The sequence below is a fragment of the Enterobacter sp. kpr-6 genome, assembly GCF_900116015.1.
In the GTDB taxonomy this organism is placed as follows: domain Bacteria; phylum Pseudomonadota; class Gammaproteobacteria; order Enterobacterales; family Enterobacteriaceae; genus Enterobacter_D.
The window spans coordinates 691,365-716,885 of the sequence record NZ_FOYH01000002.1; the positions used below are offsets into that span (position 1 = coordinate 691,365).

General features: G+C 55.3%; 22 protein-coding genes and 1 other annotated feature. Of the genes, 11 read left to right on the top strand and 11 right to left on the bottom strand.

Going from position 1 to position 25,521, the window contains the following annotated elements; genetic code table 11:
- Positions 1-35: 35 nt before the first annotated feature.
- The 4 genes from BM373_RS08010 to BM373_RS08025 all read right to left on the bottom strand — a co-directional run bounded on the left by BM373_RS08010 (position 36) and on the right by BM373_RS08025 (position 3,572).
- On the bottom strand, positions 36-365 hold the full coding sequence (locus BM373_RS08010; protein WP_090460890.1) for a YbaB/EbfC family nucleoid-associated protein: 330 nt from the start codon (positions 363-365) through the stop codon (positions 36-38).
- Positions 366-444: 79 nt separating this feature from the next.
- Positions 445-2,379, bottom strand: coding sequence for a DNA polymerase III subunit gamma/tau (gene dnaX, locus BM373_RS08015; RefSeq protein ID WP_090460891.1), 1,935 nt, complete (start codon positions 2,377-2,379; stop codon positions 445-447).
- Positions 1,048-1,111 (bottom strand) — a sequence feature (DnaX frameshifting element). (Overlaps the previous gene by 64 nt.)
- Before the next feature lie 112 nt (positions 2,380-2,491).
- Positions 2,492-3,043, bottom strand: coding sequence for an adenine phosphoribosyltransferase (gene apt, locus BM373_RS08020; RefSeq protein ID WP_090460892.1), 552 nt, complete (start codon positions 3,041-3,043; stop codon positions 2,492-2,494).
- A gap of 151 nt (positions 3,044-3,194) precedes the next feature.
- Positions 3,195-3,572, bottom strand: coding sequence for a DUF454 family protein (locus BM373_RS08025; RefSeq protein WP_090460893.1), 378 nt, complete (start codon positions 3,570-3,572; stop codon positions 3,195-3,197).
- 69 nt (positions 3,573-3,641) lie between these two features.
- Between BM373_RS08025 and priC the strand changes: the two genes are divergently transcribed.
- A complete protein-coding gene (gene priC / locus BM373_RS08030) occupies positions 3,642-4,169 on the top strand; it encodes a primosomal replication protein N'' (protein WP_090460894.1) in 528 nt (175 codons plus the stop codon).
- Positions 4,170-4,184: 15 nt separating this feature from the next.
- Positions 4,185-4,352: a pleiotropic regulatory protein RsmS gene (gene rsmS, locus BM373_RS08035; protein WP_090460895.1), complete on the top strand. Its 168-nt coding sequence runs from the start codon at positions 4,185-4,187 to the stop codon at positions 4,350-4,352.
- A gap of 149 nt (positions 4,353-4,501) precedes the next feature.
- Here rsmS and mscK read toward each other — a convergent pair whose 3' ends face one another.
- Both mscK and acrR read right to left on the bottom strand, forming a co-directional pair.
- Positions 4,502-7,807 carry a mechanosensitive channel MscK gene (gene mscK / locus BM373_RS08040; protein ID WP_090461089.1) on the bottom strand — a complete coding sequence of 1,102 codons (3,306 nt, stop codon included), beginning with the start codon at positions 7,805-7,807 and terminating at the stop codon, positions 4,502-4,504.
- A gap of 177 nt (positions 7,808-7,984) precedes the next feature.
- Positions 7,985-8,638: a multidrug efflux transporter transcriptional repressor AcrR gene (acrR, locus tag BM373_RS08045; RefSeq protein WP_090460896.1), complete on the bottom strand. Its 654-nt coding sequence runs from the start codon at positions 8,636-8,638 to the stop codon at positions 7,985-7,987.
- Positions 8,639-8,777: 139 nt separating this feature from the next.
- Between acrR and acrA the strand changes: the two genes are divergently transcribed.
- From acrA to BM373_RS08080, 7 genes are all read left to right on the top strand, one after another.
- Positions 8,778-9,974, top strand: a complete 1,197-nt coding sequence (gene acrA / locus BM373_RS08050; protein WP_090460897.1) for a multidrug efflux RND transporter periplasmic adaptor subunit AcrA — start codon at positions 8,778-8,780, stop codon at positions 9,972-9,974.
- 22 nt (positions 9,975-9,996) lie between these two features.
- Positions 9,997-13,146 (top strand): multidrug efflux RND transporter permease subunit AcrB, encoded by a 3,150-nt coding sequence (gene acrB, locus BM373_RS08055; RefSeq protein ID WP_090460898.1) that lies wholly within the window; start codon positions 9,997-9,999, stop codon positions 13,144-13,146.
- A gap of 510 nt (positions 13,147-13,656) precedes the next feature.
- Complete coding sequence (gene tomB, locus BM373_RS08060; RefSeq protein ID WP_090460899.1) at positions 13,657-14,031, top strand: Hha toxicity modulator TomB; 375 nt, start codon at positions 13,657-13,659, stop codon at positions 14,029-14,031.
- A 28-nt stretch (positions 14,032-14,059) separates the two neighbouring features.
- A complete protein-coding gene (locus BM373_RS08065; RefSeq protein ID WP_090460900.1) occupies positions 14,060-14,278 on the top strand; it encodes an HHA domain-containing protein in 219 nt (72 codons plus the stop codon).
- A 170-nt stretch (positions 14,279-14,448) separates the two neighbouring features.
- On the top strand, positions 14,449-15,015 hold the full coding sequence (gene maa / locus BM373_RS08070) for a maltose O-acetyltransferase (protein ID WP_090460901.1): 567 nt from the start codon (positions 14,449-14,451) through the stop codon (positions 15,013-15,015).
- 102 nt (positions 15,016-15,117) lie between these two features.
- The gene (locus tag BM373_RS08075) at positions 15,118-15,594 is read left to right on the top strand and encodes a YlaC family protein (protein ID WP_090460902.1); all 477 of its coding nucleotides are present in this window, start codon (positions 15,118-15,120) and stop codon (positions 15,592-15,594) included.
- Between the two features lie 87 nt (positions 15,595-15,681).
- Positions 15,682-16,392: a GNAT family N-acetyltransferase gene (locus tag BM373_RS08080; RefSeq protein WP_090460903.1), complete on the top strand. Its 711-nt coding sequence runs from the start codon at positions 15,682-15,684 to the stop codon at positions 16,390-16,392.
- Here BM373_RS08080 and ykgO read toward each other — a convergent pair.
- From ykgO to BM373_RS08095, 3 genes are all read right to left on the bottom strand, one after another.
- Complete coding sequence (gene ykgO / locus BM373_RS08085; protein WP_090460904.1) at positions 16,389-16,529, bottom strand: type B 50S ribosomal protein L36; 141 nt, start codon at positions 16,527-16,529, stop codon at positions 16,389-16,391. The two genes, BM373_RS08080 and ykgO, sit on opposite strands and share 4 nt — an antisense overlap.
- Positions 16,530-16,532: 3 nt before the next feature.
- Positions 16,533-16,793: a type B 50S ribosomal protein L31 gene (locus tag BM373_RS08090; RefSeq protein ID WP_090460905.1), complete on the bottom strand. Its 261-nt coding sequence runs from the start codon at positions 16,791-16,793 to the stop codon at positions 16,533-16,535.
- 131 nt (positions 16,794-16,924) lie between these two features.
- Entirely contained in the window at positions 16,925-18,298 is a 1,374-nt protein-coding gene (locus BM373_RS08095) for a PTS transporter subunit EIIC (RefSeq protein ID WP_090460906.1), read from the bottom strand.
- Between the two features lie 279 nt (positions 18,299-18,577).
- Between BM373_RS08095 and BM373_RS08100 the strand changes: the two genes are divergently transcribed.
- Positions 18,578-19,777 carry an enolase C-terminal domain-like protein gene (locus BM373_RS08100; RefSeq protein WP_090460907.1) on the top strand — a complete coding sequence of 400 codons (1,200 nt, stop codon included), beginning with the start codon at positions 18,578-18,580 and terminating at the stop codon, positions 19,775-19,777.
- On the opposite strand, the gene BM373_RS08105 is transcribed toward BM373_RS08100, so the two are convergent.
- Positions 19,774-20,490, bottom strand: coding sequence for a GntR family transcriptional regulator (locus BM373_RS08105; protein ID WP_090460908.1), 717 nt, complete (start codon positions 20,488-20,490; stop codon positions 19,774-19,776). The genes BM373_RS08100 and BM373_RS08105 overlap by 4 nt on opposite strands.
- A gap of 123 nt (positions 20,491-20,613) precedes the next feature.
- Between BM373_RS08105 and BM373_RS08110 the strand changes: the two genes are divergently transcribed.
- Complete coding sequence (locus BM373_RS08110) at positions 20,614-22,206, top strand: EAL domain-containing protein (RefSeq protein WP_090460909.1); 1,593 nt, start codon at positions 20,614-20,616, stop codon at positions 22,204-22,206.
- A gap of 183 nt (positions 22,207-22,389) precedes the next feature.
- On the opposite strand, the gene BM373_RS08115 is transcribed toward BM373_RS08110, so the two are convergent.
- Positions 22,390-25,473 (bottom strand): beta-galactosidase, encoded by a 3,084-nt coding sequence (locus BM373_RS08115; RefSeq protein WP_090461090.1) that lies wholly within the window; start codon positions 25,471-25,473, stop codon positions 22,390-22,392.
- Positions 25,474-25,521: the final 48 nt, after the last annotated feature.

Below are 25,521 nucleotides of genomic sequence, written 5' to 3' on the forward strand. Positions count from 1 at the left end.
AAAAAGGCGATCCGCAGATCGCCTTTTTTATGCCATCAGAACGGCATTTTGAAGCCTGGCGGCAGTTGCATCCCGGAGGAGACGCCTGCCATTTTTTCTTTCTGCGTTTCTTCAATGCGACGTGCCGCATCGTTGAAGGCCGCAGCGACCAGATCTTCCAGCATGTCTTTGTCGTCTTCGAGCAGGCTCGGATCGATTTCCACACGGCGGCAGTTATGCGCACCGTTGATGGTCACTTTCACCAGACCGGCACCCGATTCACCCGTCACTTCCAGCTTCGCGATTTCTTCCTGCGCCTGCTGCATTTTTTCCTGCATCTGCTGGGCCTGTTTCATCAGGTTACCCAGACCGCCTTTACCAAACATAGGCATCTCTCTTTGCTTGTGGTGGCTTAGCCATTGGATAAGCCACGTTCAGGGTTGCGACAGGCAGTTGTACTTCCTGTCAAATGGGGCGAATACTCTCTTCATCCAGATCCGCATCGAAAAAACGCCGCAGCGTCTGGATGTTGGTATCCGCAACTATCGATTCTCGCGCGCTCGCGAGCTTTTCTTCGTAAATCGTCTGCCGCCACTCAAGCGGCGTGCGCACTGCCGGATTATCATCTTCAACAATCGTCAGTTCAACTGCTACGCCCGTTAAGTTACTCAGCGCCTCGGTCAGCGCTTTTGCTGCACCCGGTGAATTAAGGTGCCGCTGAGTCGTGCGCAGGTGCAGACAGATACGGTTGCCGTCCTGCTCTTTCCAGGCGTTCAGCGCCACTTGTTCAACCAGTTTTGGTAAGTGTAGCTGACTGACCTCGGCTGCCCACGGATCGCGCAAAATGGCTTCGTCCGCCAGCTTTTTGGCCAGCTCCGGCGTTCTTTCATGCTCCAGCGCTTTTTTGAGCGCCTTCGGCGTGGCGACCTCTTCTTTCACCTCAACGGTGGTAAGCGTCGTTTTCCAGCGATAGGCTTCTTTTTTCGCAGGCGTTTGTTCTGCCGCCGGTGACGATGCGCGGGCCTGCGTGCGCTCGGTCATCGATGCCAGGCGTTCAAGCGCAGCGTTATTCACCGGCCGCGCGCGAGCGCCCGCTGCCGGTTCATTCTTTTTTGCTTTGGTCGCTCCCGCGGCACGCTGGAGCTGATTGCGCGCGGCCAGCACCTGACTGGTGGTGTCGGGCAACGGCGCACTGTTCACCGGCTGTGCGGGTGCAACAGGTGGCTGTTGGACCACCTGGGTTGGCGCAAGGACTGCCGTGGGCGCAACGGGCGCGAACGACTGCGGCTGCACTTCCGGCTCCGGCAACGGCATACGCGGATGGAACGCCAGCGCACGCAGAAGCGTCATTTCCAGTCCCATCCGGCGATCCGGCGCATAAGGCAATTCTTTGCGCCCTATCAGCATGGTCTGGTAGTAAAGCTGCACGTCGGCAGGCGGCACGGTGCGCGCGAGTTCACGCATCCGCTGCTCAATGGCCGCCATATCGCTGCCGAGCGCCGAAGGCGAGAGTTGCACCATGGCAATACGGTGCAGCAGGGTTTGCATTTCGACCAGCAGGGCTTCCCACTCCACGCCACGCGCGGCCGCCTCGTTGATCAGCGCCATCACGCGCTCACCGTTGGCCTCTACCACCGCTTCAATCAGCGACAGCGCCTGATCGTCATCCAGGGTGCCGAGCATCTGGCTGACTGCCTGAGCGGTAAGCTGCCCGTCGCCGCTGGCAATCGCCTGGTCGGTGAGACTTAACGCATCGCGCAGGCTGCCGTCGGCGGCGCGCGCCAGCAGTTGCAGACCGCGCGGCTCGTGGCTGATTTTTTCTTCATCAAGAATATGCTCAAGCTGCTGGCGGATTTGTTCAACATCCAGCGCCTTGAGGTGAAATTGCAGGCAGCGCGAGAGGATCGTCACCGGCAATTTTTGCGGATCGGTGGTCGCCAGCAGGAATTTAACGTGCGCGGGCGGCTCTTCGAGCGTTTTTAACAGCGCATTGAAGCTGTGGCGCGACAGCATGTGTACTTCATCGATCAGATAGACTTTGAAGCGGCCACGGGCTGGCGCGTACTGGACGTTGTCCAGCAAATCGCGGGTATCTTCAACTTTGGTGCGGGAAGCGGCGTCGATTTCGATCAGATCGACAAAGCGTCCCTGCTCGATTTCACGGCAGTTATCGCAGACGCCGCAGGGCGTGGCGGTGATGCCGGTTTCGCAGTTGAGGCCCTTCGCCAGCAAACGGGCGATAGAGGTTTTACCGACGCCACGGGTGCCGGAAAAAAGATACGCGTGATGAATGCGTCCTAAGGATAAGCCGTTCGCCAGTGCGGTCAGCACATGCTCCTGACCGACGACGTCAGCAAAAGTTTGTGGTCGCCACTTACGGGCTAAGACCTGATAACTCATGGGCAGGCTCTGAAACGCTGGATGGTGGATTCACGAGGGGCCATGCTAACACAGCACCTCAGTGAATACACTTCATCATGCAAGCCCGCAGGCTTGCGTATATGAGGGGGGATCAATGGCCTGGGAATGGAACCAGACTGAAACAGGTAATTCCCTGTTTTTCGAGGCGCTGCTCGCCGCCAATATCGAACAGATTGATGATAAACGCAGCGTCGGTGACTTCACCGCCCAGACGACGGATCAATTTAACGGTAGCTTCGATGGTGCCGCCGGTGGCCAGCAGATCGTCAACGACCAGCACTTTGTCACCAGGCTTAATAGCATCGACATGGATTTCCAGCTGGTCGGTGCCGTATTCCAGTTCATAGCTTTCCGCGATGGTTTCACGCGGCAGTTTACGCGGCTTGCGTACCGGGACGAAGCCCACGCCGAGTTCCAGCGCAACCGGTGCGCCAAATAAAAAGCCGCGCGCTTCGGTACCCACTACTTTGGTGATACCGGCGTCTTTGAAACGCTCCACCAGCAGTTCAATGCTGAGGGCGTACGCTTTCGGGTCTTCCAGCAAACTGGTGACATCACGGAACAGGATGCCCGGCTTCGGATAATCCTGGATACTTTTGATGCTGTCTTTTAAATACTCAAGCTGCTGCGCAGTCGCGGTCATGGGTTTTTGCCTGATAGAAACGGTATTACTCACGGCACGCTGATTCGGTTTAAATGCAACCATTGTTTAACATTTAACCGGGTGTGCCCGTGCTCGAAAACGCTCGAATTTACTGGCAGAACGCGACAATTGCAACTGACTTCCGCCTGCGTCACTGATTTTGTTGTTTTTCGTCAACCACCGGGATGCGCCACATAAAAATCAGCAGGCAGGCCAGAATCGCCAGCAGCAAAATACGCACCCACATGACGTGAACCAGCCATAATGAAACCGCAAACGTTATGAGGATCACCGCGATAGCGCGCGGTTTGGCTCCCGGCGGCATGGCGCGGTACTTCTGCCAGTGGCGGAGATAGCCGCCAAACCAGGAGCGATAAAGCAGCCACTGGTGAAAACGCGGTGACGAACGGGCAAAGCACCAGGCGGCGAGGAGGATAAAGGGAGTCGTCGGCAATAAGGGTAAGACCACGCCGAGCGTCCCAAGCGCTACCGCCAGCCAGCCGATAATGATTAAAATAGTGCGTTGCATGGTCAGGATCGTTATTGAATTTTACGGCTACTGTAGCACAGCCATTTTAAATATAGACCGGAGAGATGTGTGAAAACGGCTCGACTATTACAGGCGCTGTCGCAGCAGCTTGATGCCCTGCACGCGCAGGCGGCTCCGCTGGCCGGGCATGCTACCGTCAGCGCACGATTCGATCGCCAGCTGTTTCGCACCCGCAGTACGCTGATGTTTGCGTATCTGGAAGAGGCGCAGCACAATTTTACCGCGCTGCGCCACGCGGTTGAAAACGGGCAGCAGGAACAGGTCGGCTGGCTGGCGGAGCATCTGAGTGCGCAAATCGCCGCGATTATGCGCGAGACGGCCACCTGGTCGTTACGCCAGTGGGACAGCCCTTCTCCCTCCATCGCCAAATGGCAGCGCAGACGCTTGCAGCATCAGGAGTTTGAGCGTCGTCTGCTGGCGATGAAGCAGGCGCGCGAAAAGCAGTTAGCGCAGGTGACCCGGCTGGATGAGCAACAAGTATTAGTGCGGGAAGTGACCGCGCTGGAGGGGCGTTTGTCGCGCTGCCGCGACGCGTTAAGCCGGATTGAACGCGTGCTGGCGCGGTTAACCCGTTAAGAAAAGGAATCGGTGATGTCTTTAGAAAATGCCCCGGATGACGTCAAGCTGGCGGTGGATTTGATTATGCTGCTCGAAGAGCACCAGCTTGCGCCGGAAACGGTGCTGAGTGCGCTGGAGATGGTGAAGCGGGATTTTGAGAAGAAGGTGGAAAGTACACCCTCACCCCGGCCCTCTCCCTGAGGGAGAGGGGGAAAAGGCAGGCCCTCTGCCATGGAGGGGGGAAAACAGACCCTCACCCCGGCCCTCTCCCTCAGGGAGAGGGAGAAAAGCGAGTCCGTGCGCGGGCTGTCCCCTCTCCCGTGGGGAGAGGGTTAGGGTGAGGGGTTAACTCAGGCCAGACGCGGCGCGGGGTTCTCGCCGTCCAGATCGCGCTTCACCTCGGTACACTCCTCACCTTTAGCATTACGCAGATGTACTTCCAGCTGATTAAACGCAATGTCGATGCCGTTTTCGCGGCACAGCCGGTCAATCGTGCGGTTCAGTTCATCCACTGTGTAGCTGCGGTCGCGCAGTTCGCGGACGTACAGACGCAGTTCATGATCCAGTGTGCTCGGGCCAAAGGTGGTGAAAAACACCGCCGGTTCAGGGTCGTGCATCACTTTCGGGTGATCCATCGCCGCCTTCAGCAATACCTCTTTCACTTTATCAAGGTCAGAACCGTAGGCCACGCCCAGGCGTACCACCACGCGGGTGATGGTGTCGGAGAGCGACCAGTTGATCAACCGCTCGGTCACAAACGCTTTGTTCGGAATGATCACCTCTTTCCGGTCAAAGTCGGTGATCGTGGTCGCGCGGATACGGATTTTGTTAACCGTCCCGGAGAAAGTGCCGATGGTCACCGTGTCGCCAATGCGCACCGGGCGCTCAAACAGGATGATCAGACCCGCCACGAAGTTACCGAATATCTCCTGTAAACCGAAACCCAGACCAACCGACAGCGCGGCCGCCAGCCATTGCAGTTTGTCCCAGGAGACGCCGAGCGAGCCGAACACCGTCATCGCACCGACGGCGATAATCACGTAGTTGAGGATCTGGGTGATGGCATAGGAGGCACCCTGGCGCATTTTCAGCCGCGAGAGCACCAGCACTTCCAGCAGACCCGGCAGGTTGCGGATCAGCGCCCAGGCGACCGCCAGCGCGATAAGCGCAAACAGCAGGCTGCCCATGGTGACGTTTTTCACCACATTGGCCCCGGCTTCGGTGCCGTTGTAGTGCCAGAGCGTAATGCTGTCGAGATAGGCAAACACGGTGATGAGATCTGACCAGATCGCCCAGAAAACCAGGCCGAACAGCGCCACCATCACCAGCATGGTAATGCGCAGAGTTTGCTGGTTGACCTGCTCCAGCGCGATGGTCGGCTCTTCCTGCGGCTCCGCCCCTTCCGCGCCCTCTTTCACCAGATTCTGTCGGCGTGCCAGCGCGCGACGATAGGCAATACGCCGTGCCGCTACGCTCAGTCCACGCAGGACGGTCTGATAAAGCAGGTTCCAGATAATGACCAGATAAACGGTTTCAATCCAGCGTCCGGACAGGCGCAGCGTGGTGTAGAAATAGCCCGTCACCGTCAGCACCATCAGCGCCAGCGGTACGATCGACAGAATGGTGATGGTCATCAGACGAATGGCGTGGGACTCTTTGTCGCGCCAGCTATCGCGGCACATCGGCAGAACCAGCACGGCGATGAGCAGCAGGTTGAGTAAAATCACCACCTGCCCGACCACATCGTCCATTAAATGCAGCGGCGAGAGTTCAGAGACCACCGACCAGAAGTGCAGCGGTAACAGGGCAAGGCTGATGCGCACAATCTGCCGACGCCAGTGGCTGGTGAGTTGCGCAGGCATGTTGAAGTGCGTTACCGCCACGCCGTCTTTTTCCAGTACTTTCCAGCACAGGCCAAATATCAGCCAGAACAGTGCCAGTTTTTTACTGAATGCCCAGAGCAATTCGCTGATGTTGAGCTGCATGGTCAGGAGGATTAGTCCCGTCGCCAGGATCAGCAGACAGACCGGCAGTGCCCGGATCAAATCAATCAGAATGGCTTTTGGCGTGTGTAGCTGGCTGTCGTTACGCAAATTCCCGACTTCATCGGCCAGTTTTGCCTGGTATTTTCTCAGCCAGCCGAGACGCCAGCGGATCAGGCCGGCAATCAGTAACAGCGGTAACCCCGCGAGGAATGCGATAGCGACCGCAGGCCACGCTTTTTCCCAGTTCACGGTGATTTTCATCGCCTTAAACTGTTCTTTCAGCGCCTGCGGGAAGGCTTTGATCCAATCCCAGTCCATCGGTTTGTTACTGTTAACCCAGAAAATCTGCTGGGTCAGGATTTCCTGCAAGCTTTTGGAAACGCTCATTAATTGTTGCTGATTAACCTGCAGGTTAATCGCCATCATGAGCTGGTTGCCCAACTGTTTATTAAGCTGATCGAGCAGTTCGCGGCGCATATCGACAATTTGCAGCAGCGCATCGTGTACTTCGCTGTTGATGTCGCTCTGGTGACCCTCTTCCAGTTTTTTGACGAAGGCTTCGTTCTGGAAAACGGCATCACGCTGCTGGTTGACTTCAAACTGTTCCAGACGCAAATCCGCGATGCGGTTGGTCATGTCCTGCAGTTCATCCGCCGACGGCAGGGTTTGCTGCTGCTGATACAGAATGCGCGACAACAACAGGCTGCCTTTGAGTACCGCGATTTGCTCTTTGATATTGCGTTCGGATTGCTGCGCCCGATCCAGCCAGTTTTTGACTTTGATATTTTGCTGAACCAGCGAGTTGCCGTTTTCAGTGGCGCTAATCAGCCGCTGACTTAACTGGTGGTTGACGTCCAGCTCCTGTTTGACCAGCGGATCGGCCTGAATACGCGCGGTTTCATCCGGGGACATCGCTTCCTGCGCGGTTTTTTCGGTCAACGTCAGGCGCTTATTGTTAATCGCTTCCTGTAAAAGCTGTAGCTGATGCTCCAGCGCATTACTGTTGGCCATCACGTAATCGCGCTGTTTTTGCAGCAGATCCTGAAGCGTGGTGTTGCCTTCAAGACTTTTACGCTGTTGATCGATTTGCGCGTTCAGGAGCGCCTGTTCCGCCATAAGCAGACTTTGCTGACTGGGACGCAGTGCGCCCTCGCCGGACAAAGTCCCGTTCAGGCGGTTACGGATCTGCTGTAATTGCTGCGTGGCGGTGTACATCGCATTTTGCACACGCTCCGGCTGCGTCTGGAGCGACACAAGCTGGCTGTTATAAGTGGAGAGATCGCCCTGCGCGGCTTGCAGATCGTCCAGCACGCGCGAACCGCGTAATTCAAGCTGGCGAAGCGAAAGGGTCGACAGCGTTTTACGCGTTTCGTCGTCGTTATCTTTGTCACCTAAGGCATTCAGCCCTTCCGTTGCCTGACGTAATTTTTCGGGGGCTTCGGAGACCTTCTGACGCAGTGCGGCGGTTTCCTGTTTGACGCGCTCGATTTTATCCAGCGTCTCCAGGGTTTGCGTCAGATCGTCGATGACCAGTTTGTCCTGCGCGGAATGCGATTTTTGCTTATTCAGCGCATCAAGCTGCGTTTGCACTTCGCTGCGGGTGGGAAGATCGTTGCTGGCGTGCGCTGTCGTCACCGTCATTACAAAACAGGCGGCGATGAAAAATAGCATGAGAGCAAAAGCAGAACGTGTTTTTTGCGGGTGTATAGTGTGCAACATAATTTTTGTGTGCGTCATTTAATAATAATGAAGTGGCCAACGGTAGCCAGGCGCGAAGAATATCACGCCCGCTGGCGACAAAATAGCAGCGCGCAAAGGCTCCAGGAGAAATCCTGGCAGCAGGAATATTTACGCGGAAAGCGTGTCAGGCCGGGCGCGCATGGTGGGGCATAGCTGGAACATTTCCAGTAAAATTTCCACGTAATCCCGCGCTTCTTTTTTAAGATCAAATGACTGAGGGGCAAACAGCCAGTTTTCCATGATCCCGGAAATATAGCTGCGCATCAGGATCGCCGCCCGGCGCGTCAGCAGATTCGCGGGCAACATTTTCGACTGAATGCAAAGGTTTAAGGTTTGTTCAATACGATCGTAACTTTCGAGGCATAAACTGCGTTGTGCCTGTTGTACAATCGCCATTTCGCCGACAAACTCACACTTGTGGAAAATGATTTCCATCATTAAACGGCGGCGCTCTTCGACAACGGTTGCTTCAAGAACATAGACCAGTATTTCCCTTAAAACTGAGAGTGGATCGCCGGGGAATTTTGCCTGATACTCAATCTCTAAATCGCCAATACTGGACTCTGAGAGTTCCCAGATTTCACCAAATAAGTCTGATTTGTTTTTGAAATGCCAGTAAATCGCGCCGCGCGTTACGCCCGCAGCCTGTGCAATCTCCGCCAGTGAGGTCGAAGAAACGCCCTGCGATGAAAACAAACGCATTGCCACATCCAGGATGTGTTGGCGTGTTTCTAACGCTTGTTGTTTGGTTTTTCGTGCCATATGTCGGTGATTTTTAAGCAGTCGATTTACATACATTTATGAATGTATGTACCATAGCATGACCATAATATAAACGCAGCAATGGGTTTGTGGACATTTGATCCATTGATCAATTTGAAATCGGATACGAGGTTTACATATGAACAAAAACAGAGGGTTCACGCCTCTGGCGGTCGTTCTGATGCTTTCAGGCAGCTTAGCGCTTACAGGATGTGACGAAAAACCGGCTGAACAAGGGGCAGGTCAGCAGACGCCGGAAGTGGGGATCGTGACGCTCAAATCCGAACCTCTACAAATCACTACCGAATTGCCTGGCCGTACCAGCGCTTTTCGCATTGCAGAAGTCCGTCCTCAGGTCAGCGGAATTATTTTAAAACGTAACTTTACTGAAGGCAGCGATATAGAAGCGGGCGTTTCGCTTTATCAGATCGATCCGGCGACCTATCAGGCCTCGTATGAAAGCGCGAAAGGCGATCTGGCAAAAGCACAGGCCGCGGCAAAAATTGCGCAGGTCACGCTTAACCGTTACCAGAAGCTGAGCAACACCAAATATATCAGCCAACAGGATCTCGACACGGCGCAGGCCGATGCGATGCAGGCTAATGCCGCAGTCGTGGCCGCGAAAGCCGCGGTGGAAACGGCGCGTATTAACCTCGCGTATACCAAAGTGACCTCCCCTATCAGCGGTCGTATTGGTAAATCTGCGGTTACGGAAGGCGCGCTGGTACAAAGCGGCCAGACGACCGCGCTGGCAACCGTGCAGCAACTCGATCCGATTTATGTTGATGTCACCCAGTCCAGCAACGATTTCCTGCGTCTGAAAGAGGAACTGGAAAGCGGCAAGCTGAAACAGGAAAACGGCAAAGCGAAAGTGGAGCTGATGACCAATGACGGTAAAAAATTGCCGCAGAGCGGTACGCTGGAATTCTCCGACGTGACCGTGGATCAAACCACCGGCTCGATTACGCTGCGCGCGATTTTCCCGAATCCTAACCAGTCTCTGCTGCCTGGCATGTTTGTCCGTGCCCGCCTGGAAGAAGGGACTAACCCAAATGCGATTCTGGTTCCTCAGCAAGGCGTAACCCGTACACCACGCGGGGATGCAACGGCGATGATCGTGGGTGAAGGCGATAAAGTTGAAGTGCGCCCGATCACCACCTCACAGGCAATTGGCGACAAATGGCTGGTGACCGATGGCCTGAAAGCAGGCGATCGCGTGATTATTACGGGTTTACAAAAAGTTAAACCCGGTGCTCAGGTAAAAGCGCAAGAAGTGACCTCTGATAATAAAGAGCAAGCTAAGAACGGCGCTCAGTCTGAACAACCGAAGTCTTAACTAAAACAGGAGCCGTTAAGACATGGCTAAGTTTTTTATCGATCGCCCCATCTTTGCGTGGGTTATCGCGATCATCATCATGCTTGCCGGGGCGCTGTCGATCATGAGCCTGCCGGTGGCGCAATATCCAACCATTGCGCCGCCTGCTATCGCAATTTCTGCAAGCTATCCGGGCGCTGACGCCAGGACCGTGCAGGATTCCGTCACTCAGGTTATCGAACAGAACATGAACGGTATTGATGGCCTGATGTATATGTCATCAAACAGTGACTCGACGGGTACGGTACAGATCACGCTGACGTTTGAATCCGGTACAGATGCCGATATCGCGCAGGTTCAGGTGCAAAACAAATTGCAGCTGGCGATGCCACTGTTGCCGCAGGAAGTGCAGCAGCAGGGTGTAAGCGTTGAGAAGTCCTCCAGCAGCTTCCTGATGGTTGTCGGCGTTATCAACACCGATGGCACCATGACGCAGGAAGATATTTCTGACTACGTGGCGGCGAACATGAAGGACGCCATCAGCCGTACGACGGGCGTGGGTGATGTGCAGTTGTTCGGTTCTCAGTACGCGATGCGTATCTGGATGGACCCGAACAAACTGAACAACTTCCAGCTCACACCGGTTGATGTCGTTACTGCCATTAGAGCGCAGAACGCCCAGGTAGCAGCTGGTCAGTTGGGCGGTACGCCGCCGGTGAAAGGGCAGCAGTTGAATGCCTCGATCATCGCGCAAACGCGTCTGACCTCAACGGACGAGTTCGGCAAGATCCTGCTAAAAGTGAATCCGGACGGCTCCCAGGTTCGCCTGCGTGACGTTTCGCGGATTGAACTGGGCGGTGAAAACTACGACGTTATTGCCAAGTTTAACGGGCAACCGGCGTCTGGTTTGGGTATCAAGCTGGCAACAGGCGCGAACGCCCTGGATACAGCGAAAGCCATTCGTGCTGAACTGGCAAAAATGGAACCGTTTTTCCCGTCAGGCATGAAAGTGGTTTACCCGTACGACACCACGCCGTTCGTCCAGATCTCGATTAACGAAGTGGTTAAAACGCTGGCGGAAGCGATCCTGCTGGTGTTCATCGTTATGTACCTGTTCCTGCAAAACTTCCGCGCCACGCTGATCCCGACCATTGCGGTGCCGGTGGTGTTGCTGGGGACGTTTGCGGTTCTGGCGGCGTTTGGCTATTCGATAAACACCCTCACCATGTTCGGTATGGTGCTGGCGATAGGCCTGTTGGTGGATGACGCCATCGTGGTGGTCGAAAACGTCGAACGTGTGATGATGGAAGAGGGCCTGCCGCCCAAGGAAGCCACGCGTAAATCGATGGGGCAGATCCAGGGTGCGCTGGTCGGTATCGCCATGGTGCTGTCAGCGGTGTTTATCCCGATGGCCTTCTTCGGCGGTTCAACCGGGGCGATCTATCGTCAGTTCTCCATCACCATCGTGTCGGCCATGGCCCTGTCGGTGCTGGTGGCGTTGATTCTGACCCCTGCCCTGTGTGCCACCATGCTGAAGCCGGTCGCTAAAGGCGATCACGGCGAAAGCAAAAAAGGCTTCTTCGGCTGGTTTAACCGCATGTTCGAAAAGAGCACGCACCATTACACCGACAGCGTGGGGAGCATTCTGCGCAGCACCGGTCGTTATCTGCTGCTCTACGTCATTATCGTTGTCGGTATGGCCGTTCTGTTTGTCCGTCTGCCCAGCTCCTTCCTGCCGGAAGAAGACCAGGGCGTATTCCTGACCATGGCGCAATTGCCTGCCGGGGCTACCCAGGAAAGGACGCAGAAAGTGCTGGATGAGGTGACCGACTATTACCTCAACAAAGAAAAAGACAACGTGGCATCCGTGTTTGCGGTTAACGGCTTCGGTTTTGCGGGTCGTGGTCAGAACACCGGTATTGCGTTCGTCTCGTTAAAAAACTGGGCTGACCGTCCGGGCGACGAAAACAAAGTTGAAGCCATCACCGGTCGCGCAATGGGGACTTTCTCCCAGATTAAAGATGCGATGGTGTTTGCCTTTAACCTGCCTGCGATTGTGGAACTGGGTACGGCAACCGGCTTTGACTTCCAGTTGATTGACCAGGCCGGTCTTGGCCATGAAAAACTGACCCAGGCGCGTAACCAGTTGTTTGGTGAAATTGCCAAACATCCGGATGTGTTAGTGGGCGTGCGTCCAAACGGTCTGGAAGATACGCCGCAGTTCAAGATCGATATCGATCAGGAAAAAGCGCAGGCGCTAGGTGTTTCCATCAGCGATATCAACACCACGCTGGGTACAGCCTGGGGCGGTAGTTACGTCAACGACTTCATCGATCGTGGTCGCGTGAAGAAGGTGTACGTGATGTCGCAGGCAGAGTCGCGTATGTTGCCTTCTGATATCAACACCTGGTACGTTCGCGGAACCGATGGTCAGATGGTGCCGTTCTCGGCCTTCTCGACCACCCACTGGGAATACGGTTCGCCGCGTCTGGAGCGTTACAACGGTCTGCCGTCCATGGAACTTCTGGGTCAGGCAGCACCGGGCAAAAGTACCGGTGAAGCGATGGATTTGATGGAGCAGCTTGCCAGCAAACTGCCTACCGGCATCGGCTATGACTGGACGGGCATGTCCTACCAGGAACGTCTGTCAGGTAACCAGGCACCGGCGCTGTATGCGATTTCGCTTATCGTCGTCTTCCTGTGTCTGGCTGCGCTGTACGAGAGCTGGTCTATTCCGTTCTCGGTCATGCTGGTCGTTCCGCTGGGTGTACTGGGTGCACTGCTGGCCGCGACATTCCGTGGGCTCGGCAATGACGTGTACTTCCAGGTGGGCCTGCTGACAACCATTGGCTTGTCAGCAAAGAACGCGATATTAATCGTGGAATTTGCCAAAGACCTGATGGACAAAGAAGGCAAAGGGCTCATTGAAGCAACGCTTGAAGCGGTCCGTATGCGTCTGCGTCCTATCCTGATGACCTCGCTGGCGTTTATCCTCGGCGTTATGCCGCTGGTTATCAGCACGGGTGCCGGTTCCGGTGCACAGAACGCCGTAGGTACGGGCGTAATGGGCGGGATGGTCACGGCAACCGTACTGGCTATCTTCTTCGTTCCGGTGTTCTTTGTGGTGGTTCGCCGCCGCTTTAGCCGGAAATCAGACGATATTGAACATACGCATCCGGTAGAACATCGTTAAGCATTCTGTTTCCTGGATAAAAGGCCGCGCAAGCGGCCTTTTTTATCAGCGGAAAATGATAAAAGAGGCTTATTGTCGCTCTGTTTATTTTATGCTGATTAAATAAGACCTATAATTTTTAAGCCTTAACTTCTCATCTTAAAATCTTAGGTATAATTCTTAATTATTGGATTTATCTTTTAGTAGTAAGAATATTCCTGGTCATTAGTTAGCCGTGGTGTATAACTATATCGTTGCGTTTGAATGATCCTGCGCTAAACTAATGAAAGTAAAGGTCAGGCATGTTTATTCGCCAAATTCATACACAGAAACAGATCCGACCTTTGCCTGTTATTTAAGTCACAAATCGCAATAATTGTAATTTTTCGTAATAGCCCCATGAAAACCCCATCAGTCTGGATTATAGTTGGAATGAGGCCTGAGAGCAGGTAACGCAGAAGTGAAGAGAGCAGTTTCCATCCCGATACGGTGTCAGGTTAGTAAAAAAACCACATATGAAGGGGATGCGTTATGGACGAATACTCACCAAAAAGGCATGATATCGCGCAACTGAAATTTCTCTGTGAAACGTTGTACCATGATTGCCTGGCTAATCTTGAAGAAAGTCATCATGGCTGGGTTAACGACCCAACGTCGGCCATAAATTTGCAGCTAAACGAACTGGTTGAACATATCGCGACCTTCGCACTTAATTATAAAATTAAGTACAATGAAGATAATAAACTGATTGCCCAAATCGATGAATACCTCGATGACACGTTTATGTTGTTCAGCAGCTACGGCATTAACACAGAAGACTTACAGAAATGGCGCAAATCCGGCAATCGACTGTTCCGCTGTTTCGTCAATGTAAGCAGAGCTAACCCCGTTAGTCTCTCCTGTTAAAAATATTTCATTACAAGGGTGAATTTGTATGTCTGATAAACCATTAACTAAATTTGATTATTTGATGCGCTTGCGTCGCTGCCAGTCAATTGACACACTGGAACGCGTTATCGAGAAAAATAAATATGAACTCCCCGATAGCGAGCTAACGGTGTTTTATTCAGCAGCCGATCATCGCCTCGCTGAACTGACTATGAATAAGCTGTATGACAAAATCCCATCTTCCGTATGGAAATTTGTTCGCTAATTTTCGGTATTTTCCCTCACAGCATTTAACGGGCACGAACTGACCGCCATTTTTCTGGCGTGTCATTTTGCATAATAGCGGGATCACGATCACAAGCCATTGCACCGATAATACCCTTGCGGGCTATCTCGTCTTACGGTATGTCCGTCATGTTCATAAGTGAGATAGCCATGAGTGAAGAAAAAGAAAAAATGATTGCCGGAAAGCCATACCGGCCTTCAGATGAAACACTGCGTGCAGACAGGATGCATGCCCGCCAGATCCTTCACCGTTATAACCATTCCTCACCCGACGAAAAAAGCGAACGCAAAGCATTACTCGCAGAATTGTTCGGCGACAGCGCAAACGCGTATATCGAACCTAATTTTCGCTGCGACTATGGTTACAATATTTATGTGGGCAAAGATTTTTACGCTAATTTTGATTGCGTATTTCTGGATGTCTGCCCGATTCATATTGGCGATAATTGTATGCTGGCACCGGGCGTACATATTTATACTGCAACGCATCCGGTCGATGCGATTGAGCGCAATAGCGGACTTGAATTCGGCGCACCCGTCACTATCGGGCATAATGTCTGGATTGGTGGCCGCGCGGTCATTAACCCCGGCGTGACCATCGGCGATAACGTGGTGATCGGTTCAGGCACGGTGGTCATTCGCGATGTCCCTTCCGATGTGGTTATCGCAGGCAATCCCGCCCGCATTATCAAAAAGCTCACGCCGCCCGCCCAATAACTGTTATTGGTTTTTGCCGCGTGACTGTTACTTTTTTCCACCTGGACGGGCGCTTAAAATGGGCTGTTACACCTGCGCACCGTCCGACTATAAAGGTAAAAAATGACCGAGATCCAGCGGCTACTCACCCAAACAATTGATGAACTTAACGCCCGGGAAAAGCGTGATAACAAACCGCGCTTTAGCATTAGTTTTATCCGTAACCATCCGGGGCTGTTTGTCGGCATGTGGATCGCCTGGTTTGCCACCCTCGCCGTAATGCTGCAATCCGAAACGCTGTCGGGATCGGTCTGGCTGCTGGTGGTGCTGTTTGCGCTGCTGAACGGTTTTTTCTTTTTTGACGTTTACCCGCGCTACCGTTTTGAAGATATCGACGTCCTCGACTTCCGCGTCTGCTATAACGGCGAATGGTACAACACGCGCCACGTTCCCCCCGCGCTGATTAACGACATTTTGCAGTCCCCCACCGTCAGCGAAAAAGAAAAATCCCAGCTATCGCAAATGATCGCTAAAAAAGGCGACCTCTCTTTTTACGATATCTACACGCTGACAAAGCCGGATACCGCGAAAGCCGCCTGACCTGGCACGTTAATTTGACTCATCTGGCACTGTCTCTGACAGGCCGAAAGCCTTAGTCTTAACAGACCTCTCGCACAAGGAGCCAACATGAGTCAATTAAACCAATACGGGCAGCCGGTGGGCGACGCCCTGCCCGACTGGCAGGCGCGTCCGAAGCCACAGCGGATCGCGCTGGAAGGTGAATATTGCCGCATTGAACCGCTTCAGATCTCCCATGCCAGCGCGCTATTTACCGCATTGCAGCACTATGGTGACGGACGCAGTTACACTTATCTGTTCCGCGAGCCGGAAAACACGGTCGCTGAATACCGCGCATGGGTCACAAGCGTCTGTGAACTGGCCGATCCCATCCACTTTGCGGTCATCGACAAAAAGACAAACAATCCGGTAGGCACCCTGGCCCTGATGCGCATCGATGCGCAGCACGGGGTGATGGAGATTGGGCATATTCAGTTTTCGCCGCTGATGACCGGCACACCCCTGTCGACTGAAGCGCAGTGGCTGATGATGCGTTACGCCTTTGAGACGCTTGGTTATCGTCGGTATGAATGGAAATGCAACAGCCTGAATGAGCCTTCCCGCCGCGCCGCCCTGCGTCTGGGGTTTCAGTTTGAAGGCCGCTTCCGCCAGGCGCTGGTGGTGAAAGGCCACTCCCGTGACACCGACTGGTTTTCCATCATCGACAGCGAGTGGCCTGCGATTAACACCGCCTTACAGCGCTGGCTGGCCGCCGACAATTTTACTGCCGACGGCAAACAACGGCACACTCTGGAAAGCTGGCGTAGCCGCACGGCTTAACGTCTTTTCTTTCTGCCCTGCACCGCTTTAAAGCGCGGGTTTGATTTGCAAATCACATATAAACGCCCCTTGCGCCTGACGAGCTGGCAGTCAGGGTGGCGTTGTTTTGCACTGCGTAAAGAGTTCAGCACCTGCATGATTTAGTCCTGTTTTGAACCGATAAAACGCCCAAAGCGCTGCTGGAATTTCGCCGCGCTGCCTTCATTGGTAAATGTCTTCTGCTTGCCGGTGTAATACGGATGCGATTTGGACGACACTTCAATGGTGATATAGGGATATTTTTCCCCGTCCAGCTCGATCTCCCGGTCAGTTTTAATCGTTGATCCCACTTTAAAATATTCGTTCGCGCTGGTGTCATGGAACACCACGGTACGGTAGTGCGGGTGGATATTGGCTTTCATCTTGATCTCGTGTGTTTTGTTATAACATAACAAAAGTCTATCGAAGATAAAAACGAATTACAAGCGGTGCAGGCGTGCAGGATGGGATGCAAAGAAAAAGGTGCGCCGGGAAGCGCACCTGAAGAAAGGGATTATGCGTCGTCTTCGACTTTACCCACCAGCATGGTGGTGAGGGTAAACGACAGCACCAGCGAGATTGCCACGCCAGACAGCGCGAACATAAAGTACGGGCCGATGTAGGCAGGCAGGCTGAAAATGCTCGATAAAATATAGCCATACAACCGCACGCCGAAGAAAGCGATGAATGCCGAAGCGAGCGAACTGGCGACCGTCGCAGCAATAAAGGCTTTTTTGTAGCGCGTTAGTACGCCAAACAGCGCCGGTTCGGTAATACCCAGCAACGCAGAGATCCCCGCCGACAGCGTCACCGTCCGGTCCTGACGATTTTTACTGATCCGCCAGATTGCAAAGGTCGCGCCGGCGATCGCCATGTTAGCCATAAACATCATCGGCATCAGCATGTCGTAGCCGCGATCGCTGAAGTTTTGCAGCGCGATGGGCGTCATCGCGTGGTGCATCCCGGTGAGGATCGCCACCGGCCGGATCGCGCCCACCACCAGCCCGGCAAAGCTCGCCGAGACGCCGAACAGCCCTTCGATAAAGAACGCCAGCGCTTTACCGAGATAAATGCCGATCGGTCCAATCACCACCAGCGCCGCCAGCGCGCCGAGGAACAGCGTCAGCGTCGGCGTGAACACCGTTTTCAGCACGTCCGGCATAAAGCTGTCCACCCAGCGGTGGATGTAGCTGAGCGCCAGAATCGAGAAAATTACCGGGATAACGCTGGCGGAATAGTTAAACACCGATACCGGAATGGCATTCAGTAACCAGAACGCGCTCAACGCGTCCGGCTGGTGCATCGCCAGCGCTTTCGCCGCCTCAATCAGCGACGGATACATCAGACACGCCGCCACCGCTGCCGCGAGGTATTCGTTAGTTTTAAAGATTTTTGCCGCCGACACCGCAAGGAAAAACGGCAGGAAATAAAAAACGCCGCTGGCAATCAAATCGATCACCACCACCGTATCGCTCTTCGCGGACACCAGCTTCAGTGCAATCAGTCCGGCGAGCAGCCCCTTGATCATCCCCGCGCCCGCAATCGCCGGAACGATAGGCCCGAAGACGCCGGAGACGGTATCCATAAACATCGACACCAGGCTCTTACGCCCTTTCTGCGCCGGTGCCGCAGGCGCATCGTCCGTGCCGAGCACCGTCAGCATCTGTTCGTACCAGCTATTAACCTTCGGCCCGATAATAATCTGGAACTGATCGCTCTGTAGCTGCGCCCCGAGCACGCCCGGCAGCTTTTTGATTTCACTTTGATCGACTTTGTTATCGTCGACCAGATCAAAGCGTAGCCGCGTCATACAGTGCCACACTTTGTTAATATTACCCTCGCCGCCAACCAGACGGATAATATTGTTAATGGCGTCTTGCGTCCCCATAAAAAGCTCCTGCCGGATGTGTTGTCGTTTTAATATCTGCTTAACATGGTAGGTAAATCCTCAAGCCAAAACAAACCAATAAAACATGAATCCGGTCACAATTATCCTGTATACGCGCCATAAAACTGCCATTAAGTGCAAATTGGTCTGGTTTTTAATTAAATATTATTCAAATAACTGACCAAAATTTTTATTAAAAAAAAGCGTTTACCTTTTGCAGAAATTCAGGGGATGATAATAGCCATTCCGTTTTATTAAGGCTTTGGAAGGAGTATTCCCGTGACGCCAACAATTATCCAGAATATCGAATGTTTTATTACCCGCCCTGACCGTCATAATCTGGTCACCGTGCGGGTAACCACCGATAAAGGCGTCACGGGCCACGGTTGCGCCACCTTTCAGCAGCGCCCGCTGGCGGTCAAAACGCTGGTCGATGAGTATCTCAAACCACTGATGATTGGCCGCGACGCCAACCATATCGAAGACGCCTGGCAAATGATGAACGTCAATGCCTACTGGCGCAACGGCCCGGCGATGAACAACGCCATCTCCGGCGTCGATATGGCGCTGTGGGACATCAAAGGCCAGCTTGCCGGGATGCCGCTTTACCAGCTTTTAGGCGGCAAATCCCGCGATGCGATCCCCGCGTACTCCCACGCCAGCGGCGAAACCCTTGAAGAACTCTTTACCGCCGTCGACCGTCTGGTTGCGCAGGGCTATCGCCATGTGCGCTGTCAGCTTGGTTTTTACGGTGGCACGCCCGCGCAGATGCACACGCCGGAAAACCCCACGCCCGGTGCCTATTTCGATCAGCAGGAATACATGAGCAATACGGTGGCGATGTTTGCCGCCCTGCGGGAGAAATATGGCTATGGTCTGCACATTCTGCATGACGTTCACGAGCGTTTATTCCCGCAGCAGGCGGTGCAACTGGCCAAACAGCTTGAGCCGTACCAGCCCTATTTTATTGAAGATATTCTGCCGCCCGCGCAAAGCGCCTGGCTTGAGCAGGTGCGGGCGCACAGCACTGCGCCGCTGGCGATGGGCGAGCTGTTTAACAACCCGGCGGAGTGGCACGATCTGATCGTCAACCGACGCATTGATTTTATCCGCTGCCACATCTCGCAGATTGGCGGCATTACCCCTGCGCTGAAGCTGGCGATACTGTGCCAGGCCTTTGGTGTGCGGCTGGCGTGGCACGGTCCCGGCGACATGACGCCGATTGGCGTGGCGGTGAATACCCACCTCAATATTCACCTGCACAACGCCGCCATTCAGGAATTTATTCCGCGCTCGGCAAGTACCGATGCGGTGTTCCCCGGCGCGCCGGTGGCGAAAGAGGGCTTTGTCTATGCCAGCGATGCGCCCGGTATCGGGGTGTCGTTTAATGAAGAAAAAGCCCGCGCCTGCCCGGTGGTTTACCGCCCGCATGAGTGGACGCAAAGCCGCCTGCCGGACGGCGCAATTCACACGCCTTAATTACTGCCCTGGCGAAAGCGCAGGTTATCGCGGTTATAGGGAATGACGTAGGTGCAGGTATAGTTGATATCAATAATGTCGCTGATTTCATATACCTGCCCGCCTTCCAGAATTCCGCGATTACTGATGTGCATCGCCGGACTGCCCTTCTTGCAGCCAAGCAGCGCCGCCTGTTCCCGGCTGACGCTCACGGCGCGATAGGTGGTGAGCAGATGCGACACCTGATACCCCTTCGCCAGCACATACTGTTGCAGCGATTGTTCAATCACCTGCTGATTAAGGTCAGGAAATTCCGCCACCGGCATCCGGGAAACTTCGATTTGCACCGCCTCTTCATCCACAAAACGCAGACGGCAAAACTGCCAGATAAAACTCTCTTCCGGCAGCCCGAAGATCTGCTGCTCATCGCGATCCGGGCGCTTTTTATGCAGGCTTATCATCCGAAAGCGGATCTGATCGAAGCGTTTTTCGGTGATCGAGTTATAGACCAGCGGATTGGTGCGCGACTGCTCGTTGATCCAGACCCCCGATCCCTGCACGATGCGCACCACGCCAATGCTGGCGAGTTTTTCCAGCGCCTGGCGGATGGTAAAGCGCGACACGCCGTACTCTGCCGCAAGCTGGCGTTCCGCTGGCAGCTTGCGCGGTCCCGGCTCGTTGTTCTGATAAATTTTGCTCAGCAGATCCTGCGTCACAAATTCTTTCTTTTTCATCCAACGCGTCCTGACTTAAATTGCGATGTGTGCGTGATATAACGTTATCATTCCATAAGCATTCATAGCCGTCAGATATAATTTCAATACGTCTGCCCCACATCAAAACAGGGATTTTTGATCATGACAAACCGACGGCTGGTAAAAGTCATTACAGGTGTACTTATTCTGGCCGTCCTGCTGCCGGTGGTACTCAGCATCTGGCTGGCGCACTATCAGGCGCAGGAAATCTTTACTGAAGAATTAGACGATTACGCCGATCGCGTCATGATGCGTACCGATAAAGTGCTGGCTCAGGCAAAACAGGCGATTAAGGAGATCGACGCCTTTCAGGGCGCGCCATGCAGCCCGGAACACCGAATGGCGATGCGCCGCGTCTCCTATTCCAACCGCTATATTCAGGAAGTGCTGTACCTCGATAATCTTACCCCGCAGTGCTCCTCACTGGAAAACCACAGCCGCGGAGGTGCACTGCCGCCGCCCCGCCGGATCACCCCGGACGGTTACCGCGCCTGGCTTACCCCGCAAAATGATATCGGCATAAAGCGATTAATGGGTGCGCTGGGCAGCGATCGCCATGTGGTGATGATCGATCCGGTTTCTCTGATCGACGTTTTACCGTTCGGCACCTGGGTGATTGATGTCGCGCTAATCAATACTGACAACAATCAGGTGATTACCAGCAGTGCGCCCTTTAAGCCCGGCGCAATAGCACACATCCAGCGGCACCATCTGACGCAGCTTAAATTCAACGGCACCCTGTATAACGTTAAACGCTACCCTGAGCTGGGCGTGGCGATTATCGCCCGCGCCCCTCTTGCGCCGCTGGAAAAACGCTGGCATCGCCAGATGCTCATCTGGTTACCCTTTGGCCTGCTGATGAGCCTGCTGCTGTCAGGATTTTTAGTCCATTATTTGCGCCGTCTGCAATCGCCGCACTACCGGATGCTGGACGCCATCAACGCGCGGGAAATTGAGGTCTATTACCAGCCGATTGTGACGCTCGGCAGCGGGAAAATCGTCGGCGCGGAGGCCCTCACCCGCTGGCCGCAGGGTGACGGCAGTTTCCTCTCCCCAGATATGTTCATCCCGCTGGCCGAGCAAACCGGGCTGATGCCGCAGTTAACCACCCTGGTGATCGAGAAGGTGTTTGAGGATCTGGGCGACTGGCTGCACCAGCACCCGGAGCAGCACGTGTCGATCAACCTGAATCCCGGCGATCTGACCAGCCCCGATCTGCCCGCCAGGCTTCACGAACAGCTTGCGCGCTGGCAGATCGCGCCGTCACAAATCGCGCTGGAGCTAACTGAGCGCGGCTTTGCCGATCCCACCATCAGCGCCCCGGCGATTGCCGCGTTTCGCAAGGCGGGCCATGCGGTTTACATCGATGATTTCGGTACCGGGTATTCAAGCCTGAGCTATCTGCAAAATCTGGACGTGGATATTATCAAAATCGACAAATCCTTTGTGAGCGCGCTGGAGTACAAAAACGTCACGCCGCACATTATTGAAATGGCGAAAACGCTGGGGCTGGCGATGGTCGCCGAAGGGATTGAAACCGAAGGCCAGCGCGAGTGGTTACGCAACCACGGCGTACAGTTTGGTCAGGGGTGGCTGTACAGCAAAGCGCTGCCGAAAGAGGCGTTTATGGCGTGGGCGGAGGAGAATTTGCGTTATCCCCTCACCCCAGCCCTCTCCCCAGGGGAGAGGGAGTAAACCACCCACCGCCTGCCCGCCCTTCTCCCTCTCCCTCAGGAAGAGGGTCGGGGTGAGGGTGAGACTTTCCCCCTCTCCCTCAGGGAGAGGGCCGGGGTGAGGGTGATACTTTCCCCCTCTCCCTCAGGGAGAGGGCCGGGGTGAGGGTGATACCTTCCCCTCTCCCGGAGGGGGAAACGCGGCCTACTCCCCCTGCCGCCAGCTAAACCGGTAATGCACCTGCTCTTCCCCGAGCAAAAACTCCGGTGACACGCTCGGGCTCCAGGAATCATCCCCGCCCACCCCCATATGGAACGCATCCAGATGCAGCCAGCAACCCGGCTCCTCTTTCAGCAAATGATGATGCGTCGTCACCTGCAACTGCGCCTGCCCGTAGCGGCTTAACGCAAAATGGAATCGTCCGTTAAACTGATGCGTACCGTAGCGCAGCTCGCGGGTATCGCAGCGCAAACCGTTATCGCCGGGGAAAATATACGGCGTGTGCAAAGCCTCCAGCGGTAACGTCCAGCGCCCCTGGCGGGCGGCGAGTTTGCGGTCAGGATAGTTCTCGTGCGGCCCCAGTCCCAGCCAGCTTGCCGTTGGCGCAACATCCGCTAACTGGCAGCTTAACCCGATGCGCGCAGGCGGCGGCGCGTCCTGAGCCACCTGCACCGTGACGTCGCCGTGCAGTACGCCGCTGTTGTCCACCCGCCACTGCTTATGGCTGATAAACAGCAGCTTGCCGTCAAACGCCCAGCCGTGGCGGGTCTCCACCTGCACGCTGTTTTCCAGTTGCTCCGCGCGGCACTCCAGCAGTTGCGCGCGCATGGCGTACATGCCGGCGGCTTTCCAGCGCTCAACCCACGCGTTGGGATCGATGCGCGTCACTTCGCTGACGCCGATGTCATTATCCAGCGGCGCACGAGTAAACTGGTCGCGCACTGGCGTCAGCAGCGTGGCGCGATCGCCCTGCCACCACTGGGTCAGATCGCCGCTGTTGCGCGAGAACTGCCAGCGCGAATCCTCATGGCTAATGACAAAATCGTCATCGCTGACCGTAAGCACCGGCGCAGCGCCGCCTGGGGTTTGCGGTTCCATACCGAGCGCGGTCGGCAACCGCCACTGATCCCAGGCACAGAGATGATCCGCAGGCGACCAGTCGGTAGCATCACACTGATAAATCTCCACATTCAGCCATAGCTCGCCGGGGGCGGCAGCGATCTCCGGCGCGTCAATCGTGATGCGCTGCGTCCCTTCGGGGGCGATATCAAGCAGCGTCTCGCCACTCGCCAGAGTTTCGCCGTCGCGGGCAATCGTCCAGCACAACCGCACGTTATCGCTGTGACGGAACAGATATTCGCTCGCGATCTCAATTTCCAGTGGCGCGGTGCCGACCCGGCGGAACTGGAAGAACTGCTGCGCGCGCTGGGCTTCATAGAGTGCCGGATGCGGCGTGCGATCCGGGAACACCAGCCCGTTCATGCAGAACTGGCGGTCGTTCGGCGTGTCGCCAAAATCGCCGCCGTAAGCCCAGAAGCGCTCGCCGTTTTCCCCGGTTTTGGTCAGCGCCTGATCGACCCAGTCCCAGACAAAGCCGCCCTGCAAGCGCGGATAGTCGCGGAACGCCTGCCAGTATTTGGCAAAGCCGCCGAAGCTGTTGCCCATCGCGTGGGCGTATTCACACAAAATCAGCGGACGATGTTCGTCGGGCAGGCTCAGCCATTTTTTGATTGACCACTTTGGCACCGCCGGGAACGGCTGGTCCATGTCCACGCGGGCATACATCGGGCAAATAATGTCGGTCGCGGCGGTGTTCGCCCCGCCGCCCTCGTACTGCACCGGGCGCGTCGGATCGGTGCTTTTCACCCACTGATAGAGCGCGTCGTGGCTGGCCCCGTGACCGGATTCGTTGCCCAGCGACCAGATGATGATCGACGGGTGATTGCGATCGCGCTGCACCATGCGCGTTACGCGCTCGCTCATCGCCGGGAACCAGCGCGGATCGTCGGACAGGCGGCTCATCGGCACCATGCCGTGGGTTTCAATGTTGGCCTCGTCCACCACATACAGACCGTAGCGGTCGCACAGGCGATACCACGCCGGATGATTCGGATAATGCGAGCAGCGCACGGCGTTAAAGTTATGCTGCTTCATCAGCATGATGTCCTGGCGCATTGTCGCTTCGTCGATGGCCTGGCCGTTTTCCGGGTGGTGCTCGTGACGATTCACGCCGCGCAGCAGCAGCGGTTTGCCGTTGAGTTTCAGCAGGCCGTTGCTGATCTCCACTTTGCGGAATCCCACATCGCAGGCCTCCGACTCCAGCACTTCCCCCTGCGCATTGAAAAGCGAAATCACCAGCCGGTAGAGGTGCGGCGTTTCGGCGCTCCAGAGCAGCGGTTTATCAACGGCGAGACTCAGGTTAAGCCGCTCCGCCCACGCGCCGCGCTCATCAACAATCGCGCTGCCCGGCGAGGTTTGCCCTTCAGCAATGATTTCCCCGTTGCGCCACAGCGCCACCGCCACCGCCACCTGGCAGTCGGTAAATGCGCCTTCAAGCTGCACCTGAGTGCGCAACTGTGCGTGGTTAAAATCGCCATTCAGCTCGGTCGCGACATGATAATCGCTGATGCGCGTCGTCGGTTTATGCAGCAGCACCACGTCGCGGAAAATCCCGCTCATCCGCCACATATCCTGATCTTCCAGATAGCTGCCGTCGCACCAGCGCAGCACCATCACCGCCAGGCGGTTAACGCCCGCGTGCAGCAGGCCGCTGAGATCAAACTCAGCGGGCAGGCGGCTGTCCTGGGAGTAGCCCACCCATTCGCCGTTGCACCACAGATAAAACGCCGAATTCACGCCCTCGAAAATAATGCGCGTCTGCCCGTCTGCCAGCCACTCCTCGTCCACCTCAAATGTGAGCGAGTAACAGCCGGTCGGATTTTCTTTCGGTACAAACGGCGGCGTCACCGGGATCGGGTAGGTGACGTTAGTGTAAATGGGGGTATCAAAGCCCTGCATCTGCCAGTTCGACGGCACCGGCATCGTCACCGCACCGGCCACATCCTGAGTAAGCCAGGAGTCGGGAACCGCTTCAGGTGCCGGGAAGAAAGAGAACTGCCAGTCGCCGTTAAGCAGCCGCCGGGACGGGGACGCCGCCTCTGTGCAGGCCTCCTGCGCCGTGCGCCAGCTATTCATCGGCGCGTGCGCCGGTAAACGATTCCATTGGGTGACGACCGGATTTTCCCAGTCGCGGCGGGCAATCAGAGTGGATAAAGCAGATGCAGACATTGAAACCTCATAGTTTTGCGAAGCGCTCACAATGAGATCCAGCATGCA

Bases quoted from the DNA above. Each gene is read 5' to 3' on its own strand.
- acrB (WP_090460898.1), top strand. From the start codon at position 9,997: ATGGCTAAGTTTTTTATCGATCGCCCCATCTTTGCGTGGGTTATCGCG.
- BM373_RS08065 (WP_090460900.1), top strand. From the start codon at position 14,060: ATGTCTGATAAACCATTAACTAAATTTGATTATTTGATGCGCTTGCGT.
- BM373_RS08025 (WP_090460893.1), bottom strand. From the start codon at position 3,572: ATGCAACGCACTATTTTAATCATTATCGGCTGGCTGGCGGTAGCGCTT.
- maa (WP_090460901.1), top strand. From the start codon at position 14,449: ATGAGTGAAGAAAAAGAAAAAATGATTGCCGGAAAGCCATACCGGCCT.
- apt (WP_090460892.1), bottom strand. From the start codon at position 3,043: ATGACCGCGACTGCGCAGCAGCTTGAGTATTTAAAAGACAGCATCAAA.
- dnaX (WP_090460891.1), bottom strand. From the start codon at position 2,379: ATGAGTTATCAGGTCTTAGCCCGTAAGTGGCGACCACAAACTTTTGCT.
- acrR (WP_090460896.1), bottom strand. From the start codon at position 8,638: ATGGCACGAAAAACCAAACAACAAGCGTTAGAAACACGCCAACACATC.
- mscK (WP_090461089.1), bottom strand. From the start codon at position 7,807: ATGCTATTTTTCATCGCCGCCTGTTTTGTAATGACGGTGACGACAGCG.
- BM373_RS08010 (WP_090460890.1), bottom strand. From the start codon at position 365: ATGTTTGGTAAAGGCGGTCTGGGTAACCTGATGAAACAGGCCCAGCAG.
- BM373_RS08075 (WP_090460902.1), top strand. From the start codon at position 15,118: ATGACCGAGATCCAGCGGCTACTCACCCAAACAATTGATGAACTTAAC.
- ykgO (WP_090460904.1), bottom strand. From the start codon at position 16,529: ATGCAGGTGCTGAACTCTTTACGCAGTGCAAAACAACGCCACCCTGAC.
- BM373_RS08115 (WP_090461090.1), bottom strand. From the start codon at position 25,473: ATGTCTGCATCTGCTTTATCCACTCTGATTGCCCGCCGCGACTGGGAA.
- tomB (WP_090460899.1), top strand. From the start codon at position 13,657: ATGGACGAATACTCACCAAAAAGGCATGATATCGCGCAACTGAAATTT.
- BM373_RS08095 (WP_090460906.1), bottom strand. From the start codon at position 18,298: ATGGGGACGCAAGACGCCATTAACAATATTATCCGTCTGGTTGGCGGC.
- rsmS (WP_090460895.1), top strand. From the start codon at position 4,185: ATGTCTTTAGAAAATGCCCCGGATGACGTCAAGCTGGCGGTGGATTTG.
- BM373_RS08090 (WP_090460905.1), bottom strand. From the start codon at position 16,793: ATGAAAGCCAATATCCACCCGCACTACCGTACCGTGGTGTTCCATGAC.
- acrA (WP_090460897.1), top strand. From the start codon at position 8,778: ATGAACAAAAACAGAGGGTTCACGCCTCTGGCGGTCGTTCTGATGCTT.
- BM373_RS08080 (WP_090460903.1), top strand. From the start codon at position 15,682: ATGAGTCAATTAAACCAATACGGGCAGCCGGTGGGCGACGCCCTGCCC.
- BM373_RS08110 (WP_090460909.1), top strand. From the start codon at position 20,614: ATGACAAACCGACGGCTGGTAAAAGTCATTACAGGTGTACTTATTCTG.
- BM373_RS08105 (WP_090460908.1), bottom strand. From the start codon at position 20,490: ATGAAAAAGAAAGAATTTGTGACGCAGGATCTGCTGAGCAAAATTTAT.